Genomic DNA, 5,122 nt, shown 5'->3' on the forward strand with positions numbered 1-5,122 from the left:
ATGGACCCCGGAGCAAGTCCGGGGCGACGAAGAGGTAAAAGGCTGCGCTTGCCCCGCCCTTTCAGCAATGCCACACCTCCTCGATCGCCGGAGCAACCGGCCAACAATGTGGGGGACACATATGATTATCTTGCCGATCAGCCTGACGATTGCCGCCGGAGCGGCGCTGCTCAACCTGTGGCTGTCGATCCGCGTCGGCCGGGTGCGGACGAAGGAAAAGGTTTTTGTCGGCGACGGCGGCAACGAACTGGTCACGCGGCGGATGCGCGCGCACAGCAATTTTGTCGAAAACACCGCCTTCGTGCTGATCCTGCTCGCACTCGTCGAACTCGGCTTGGGGTCGTCGATGTGGCTGTGGGGCGTGGGCGCGCTGTATCTGGTCGGGCGCATCCTGCACGCGATCGGCATGGACGGGATGATGTGGGGCCGCATGGCCGGGACAATCATCACCATGCTGACCCAGCTTGGCCTTGCGCTCGGGGCGCTGGCGATCGTCTATCTGACGCCCGTGAGTGTCACGACGACCGCGATCGAGGAAACGACGGTGGTGGCGCCGAAGTAACCCACGTCATCCCGGCGAAGGCCGGGANNCGGCCTTCGCCGGGATGACGATATTAGCCACCCAGCGCCATATCGCCGACAAACGGGTTCGTCCGCCGCTCGTGCGCAAAATTGCTGTGCGCGCCGTGACCCGGCAGAAAGGTCGTATCGCCGCCCAGCGGCCATAGCTTTTGCGTGATCGAATCGAGCAATTGCTGATGATTGCCGCGCGGAAAGTCGGTGCGGCCGATCGATCCCTGAAAGATCACATCACCGACGATCGCCAGCTTCGATGGCGCATGGTGGAACACAACATGCCCCGGCGTGTGTCCCGGGCAATGGATGACATCGATGGTCAGGTTGCCGACGGTGACCGTATCGCCATCGACCAGCCAGCGGTCAGGCTCGAACACCTCGCCGACCATGCCGAACCTTGCGCCATCCTCGGCGAATTGTTCGATCCAAAAGCGGTCGTCCTCGTGCGGCCCCTCGATCGGCACGCCAAGTTCCTTCGCCAGCATTCCCGCCTGCCCGCAATGGTCCATATGGCCGTGCGTCACCAGGATCTTCTCGACCTCGACCCCGGTCTGGCGCACCGCATCCTTCAGTTTGGGCAGGTCGCCGCCGGGATCGACGAAGGCCGCCTTGTTGGTTTCGGTGCACCACAGCAAGGTGCAATTCTGCTGAAAGGCAGTGACCGGCACAATCGCCGCGCGCATCGGAGGATTGGGAGCGTTCATGCCGGTGATGTGGGGAAAAAGCACCGAAATGGCAAGCCGCTGCACCGATTTGACCCGCCGCGCCCGCCGTCATATCAAATGACGCTGTGTCTAAAGTCTTTTCCCACGGAACCGTCCACGAAGCGGGCGACGACATGCAGGCTGCGCTGGCGTGCGATCCCGAAGCGCTGGCGCTGTGGGAAAGCCTGACCCCGCTCGGCCGCAACGAGTTCATCTGCTGGNNCGAAGACGCCAAACAGGCAAAAACCCGCGTGCGCCGGATCGAGCGGACGCGCGAGGAATTGCACGAGGGGAAAAAGCGGCCCTGTTGCTGGGCCGGGTGCATCCATCGTACCGACAAGGCGCCTAGCCGTTGGCAACAGGCGGTGCTGATCGACAAGAAGGCGAAATAGCGCGCCTCAGCGCAGTGTCATCGTGTCGCCTTCGACATTCACCGCGGCGAGCCGCGACAAATAGCTTTGCCCGAGCAGCGACACGCCCATGTCTGCATCGATCACCGCAGCTTCGACGCGTCGGACTTCCAGCCCGTCGATATCGACGCTGTCGAGCATCACGGTGCGCATCGGCACGTCGCCGCCCGCGGTGCGCGCCGTTCCGGTAATCGGCAAGTGATCGACGTCGATTCCGATTGCTTCGGCATCGGGCCGGGTCAGCGCGACAATCGACGCGCCGCTATCGACCATCACGCGAATGTTGGTGCCGTCAATGTCGGCATCGGCGTAAAAATGCGAATCGCCTGCGCGGCTGAGCAAAGCCTCGCCCGACGAGACCGACGTGCCAGACTGTGCGGCGGCCTCGGCCGCCGCTGCCGACTGGTCCTTGCGCAGCTTGTGCGTGGTCCAATTGTCGTGATTGCCCGCAATCGCGGCGGTCGTTTCGACAGCGTCGTCGGCCGCCGAACGGCTGGCGACGCCCGCCATGCCGATCGAAACCGCCGCAATGATTGCCGCCAGACCAAGAAAACGCCCCAACATGGTGCCCCTTGTCGCAGCTTAGGGTTGGGGATTGGTTAAGCGGGTTCGCGGATCGAACGACGTTCGGGATACACCGCATATTGCGTCACCCGCTCACCCCCCTCCTTCAACGCGCCGATGAAGATGCGCGCACAGACATAAGGGCGGCCGCGGGCAAACCCGGCGTCGGCGTCGTCAATCGGCCACAGCCGTTCTTCGGCAGTGCGTGGCGGCGCCGCGCAGACGATTCCGCTCGTGGTATTCGCCATCGCGGCGGCATTGCCCATGCGCGTTTTCTCGTCGGCCCATAATGGCTCCCGCCAGCCAAAAACCTCAACCACGGCCGATCCGTCGGACGGGAGCGCAGTAACAGGCGAATCGGCCGCCGTTAGCGCCGCAACCCGTTCCGCAAGTCGGTCTTCAGTCATCGGAGCGCCGCTCTCGATCCGCAGTAGCTGTCGCAACGCCGCACCGTCGCGTTTGACCAGCGCGTCCAGCAAGGGCGCAAAGGTAGCGAGCAGCGTATCGCGCGCCTTGCCGTCCACCATCCGCGACAGGTTCCCAATTCCCGGAGCAGCGGCATTTGCAGGAATACGGACGATGTCAGGCTTGCCGATCTCCGTCACTGACGAAGCGTTGATCACGAGTCCATAGTGGTAATGGCAAAAGCCGCCAAGGAAGGGGATATCACCCGCTGCGATGATCCGGTCATATACCGCCTTGCAACTGTCGATCCGCCCAGTGGCACGGATTATCGCCGGTGGCGCGCCGCGATCACGGCCATAAAGGCCAAGCACAACGCCGGTACTTGTATAGTCGTTATAAATCCGCTGCTGCCGATAACGCGCCTCATTGTCGGCTTGCAGGAAATAGCCAAGCGCCCAGCCATCGACGGTCACGCAGCGGCCAATTGCCATATCGCCAAGCACGGTGATTTCACCGATCGTCATAGTCGGGCCGTCAGTCGCTGAGCAGGCGGACGCGGCTTTTTCGTCCTCCTTCGCGGCTGTCGGTGTCGCCGTCACAGCGGCACCGAGGCCAAAAAGCAACACCACGATCCGGGTCATCATGTCACCATCTCCATCCATTGAGGCCGGAGCGAAGCGGGAATAGCCTCCACCCGCCGATGCTCGACCGACCAACCGAGGTCGGGATAAGCGATCACCTGTCGCTTCTCGTCGGCGTCGGCGATTGGCACCACGACCAGCCGCCGATTGACCTTTTGCCGCCAGTTCATCCGCGCGGTGTTTTCCTGCCCGACGTAACAGCCCTTGGTAAAGCTGACCCCGTTCAGTTCGGCGGCATTGCATTCGAGCCACAGGGTCGTGCCATCGCCCAACTCGGCGCGGCCTTCGGTGACACCCAGCGCCAGCCGGTGCGCGCGCCACGCGTCGTCGGCGCATGCCTCGCCCTCGGCAGGCGCCAGCCAGCGCTGACCAAGTTCGGGGAGGCGCGGATCGACCACACCCAAATCGCCCGCCGGTGCCCAATGAACGCACAAGTCGGGCTCGCGCTCGATGGTGATCGCGCGGCGGAGGCGGTACAGCGTCAGCCGCTTCGCCAGATCGCCCGCCGCATCGCGCTCGCAGTCGATCAATATGTCGTCGCCATCGCTCCAGATCAGGAAATCGAACAGCGCCTTGCCTTGCGCGGACAGCAGTGCCGCCCAGACCGGCAGGTGTTCCGACGTGTCGTTGGTGACCAGCCCTTGCAGGAAGCCACGCACGTCCTCCCCTGACAGACGGATGAGGGCACGGTTGATCAGGGTGGTATTGGCCATGGCGATAATCTAGGGACGCCGCAGCCAAAACCAAGCACCCTTTTCCCTGCGAGAAGCCCATGACCGACCGCCTGACGATCCGCCGCCCCGACGACTGGCACGTCCACTTGCGCGACGGCGCGATGCTAACCCATGTCGCCCGCTACACCGCGCGCCAGTTTGCCCGCGCGATCGTCATGCCGAATCTGTCGCCCCCGGTAACCACCGCCGAGGAAGGCCGCGCGTATCGCGACCGGATCACCGCCGCGGTGCCTGCCGATCTCGACTTCACCCCGCTGATCGTCGCCTACCTGACCGACGCCACCGACCCCGACGAGATCGCGCGCGGCCATGCCGAGGGGGTGTTCACCGCCGCCAAGCTCTACCCCGCCCACGCCACCACGGGCAGCGCGCACGGGGTTACCGACGTCGCCAACATCATGGGCGTGCTTGAGCGGATGCAGGCCATCGGCATGCCGCTGCTGATCCATGGCGAAGTCACCGACCATGACGTCGATATCTTCGACCGCGAGGCGGTGTTCATCGAGCGCACCTTGGAACCGCTCGTCAGCGCCCTGCCCGCGCTGAAGATCGTGTTCGAACATATCACGACGGCCGAGGCGGCGCAGTTCGTCGCGAGCGCCCCCGCCAATGTCGCGGCGACCGTCACCCCGCAGCACCTCCACATCAACCGCAATGCGATGCTCGTCGGCGGCATCCGCCCGCACGCCTATTGCCTGCCCGTCGCCAAGCGCGAGCATCACCGCCTCGCGGTACGCGCTGCGGCGACTTCGGGCTCGCCCAAATTCTTCCTTGGCACTGACAGTGCGCCGCACGCCGTGCATACGAAAGAAGCGTCGTGCGGCTGCGCCGGAATCTTCAACGCCCCGTTTGCGCTTGAAAGTTACATCACGGCGTTCGATCAGGATGACGCGCTGGACCATTTCGAGGGATTTGCCAGCGAACATGGGCCGCGCTTTTACGGCCTGCCGCTTAATGATGGCACGGTGACGCTGGAGCGGGGCGAAACAGTGGTTCCCGAGACGATCGGCGAGGTCGTGCCTTTCCATGCGGGTGAGACGCTGGGTTGGCGCATCGTCTAACTATCCTCCCTGTTGCGCAGCAATGGG

The 5,122-nt window shown here is 64.0% G+C and carries 7 protein-coding genes; 3 read left to right on the forward strand and 4 right to left on the reverse strand.

Annotated elements, in window-relative coordinates:
- Positions 1–121: 121 nt before the first annotated feature.
- Positions 122–562: an MAPEG family protein gene (locus tag B4F07_RS00315; protein WP_293700919.1), complete on the forward strand. Its 441-nt coding sequence runs from the start codon at positions 122–124 to the stop codon at positions 560–562.
- Positions 563–614: 52 nt separating this feature from the next.
- On the opposite strand, the gene B4F07_RS00320 is transcribed toward B4F07_RS00315, so the two are convergent.
- Complete coding sequence (locus B4F07_RS00320) at positions 615–1,280, reverse strand: MBL fold metallo-hydrolase (RefSeq protein WP_293700920.1); 666 nt, start codon at positions 1,278–1,280, stop codon at positions 615–617.
- A 134-nt stretch (positions 1,281–1,414) separates the two neighbouring features.
- On the opposite strand from B4F07_RS00320, the gene B4F07_RS00325 reads away from it, so the two are divergent.
- Entirely contained in the window at positions 1,415–1,672 is a 258-nt protein-coding gene (locus B4F07_RS00325; RefSeq protein WP_414711742.1) for a YdeI/OmpD-associated family protein, read from the forward strand.
- 6 nt (positions 1,673–1,678) lie between these two features.
- On the opposite strand, the gene B4F07_RS00330 is transcribed toward B4F07_RS00325, so the two are convergent.
- From B4F07_RS00330 to B4F07_RS00340, 3 genes are read right to left on the reverse strand one after another with little or no spacing between them, the layout of a single operon-like run.
- On the reverse strand, positions 1,679–2,254 hold the full coding sequence (locus B4F07_RS00330) for a retropepsin-like aspartic protease family protein (protein ID WP_293700921.1): 576 nt from the start codon (positions 2,252–2,254) through the stop codon (positions 1,679–1,681).
- Between the two features lie 35 nt (positions 2,255–2,289).
- Positions 2,290–3,303, reverse strand: a complete 1,014-nt coding sequence (locus B4F07_RS00335) for a hypothetical protein (RefSeq protein ID WP_293700922.1) — start codon at positions 3,301–3,303, stop codon at positions 2,290–2,292.
- Positions 3,300–4,013, reverse strand: a complete 714-nt coding sequence (locus tag B4F07_RS00340) for a YgfZ/GcvT domain-containing protein (RefSeq protein ID WP_293700923.1) — start codon at positions 4,011–4,013, stop codon at positions 3,300–3,302. Before B4F07_RS00340 ends, B4F07_RS00335 begins: the two co-directional genes overlap by 4 nt.
- 59 nt (positions 4,014–4,072) lie before the next feature.
- Here B4F07_RS00340 and pyrC point away from each other — a divergent pair, with 59 nt between their 5' ends.
- Positions 4,073–5,095 carry a dihydroorotase gene (gene pyrC, locus B4F07_RS00345; protein WP_293700924.1) on the forward strand — a complete coding sequence of 341 codons (1,023 nt, stop codon included), beginning with the start codon at positions 4,073–4,075 and terminating at the stop codon, positions 5,093–5,095.
- Positions 5,096–5,122: the final 27 nt, after the last annotated feature.

This window comes from Sphingopyxis sp. UBA6723 (assembly GCF_002454115.1).
Classification (GTDB): domain Bacteria; phylum Pseudomonadota; class Alphaproteobacteria; order Sphingomonadales; family Sphingomonadaceae; genus Sphingopyxis.

What these genes read in the sequence shown, in the direction of transcription:
- B4F07_RS00315 (WP_293700919.1), top strand. Translation starts at nt 122, where the DNA reads ATGATTATCTTGCCGATCAGCCTGACGATTGCCGCCGGAGCGGCGCTG.
- B4F07_RS00320 (WP_293700920.1), bottom strand. Translation starts at nt 1,280, where the DNA reads ATGAACGCTCCCAATCCTCCGATGCGCGCGGCGATTGTGCCGGTCACT.
- B4F07_RS00330 (WP_293700921.1), bottom strand. Translation starts at nt 2,254, where the DNA reads ATGTTGGGGCGTTTTCTTGGTCTGGCGGCAATCATTGCGGCGGTTTCG.
- B4F07_RS00335 (WP_293700922.1), bottom strand. Translation starts at nt 3,303, where the DNA reads ATGATGACCCGGATCGTGGTGTTGCTTTTTGGCCTCGGTGCCGCTGTG.
- B4F07_RS00340 (WP_293700923.1), bottom strand. Translation starts at nt 4,013, where the DNA reads ATGGCCAATACCACCCTGATCAACCGTGCCCTCATCCGTCTGTCAGGG.
- pyrC (WP_293700924.1), top strand. Translation starts at nt 4,073, where the DNA reads ATGACCGACCGCCTGACGATCCGCCGCCCCGACGACTGGCACGTCCAC.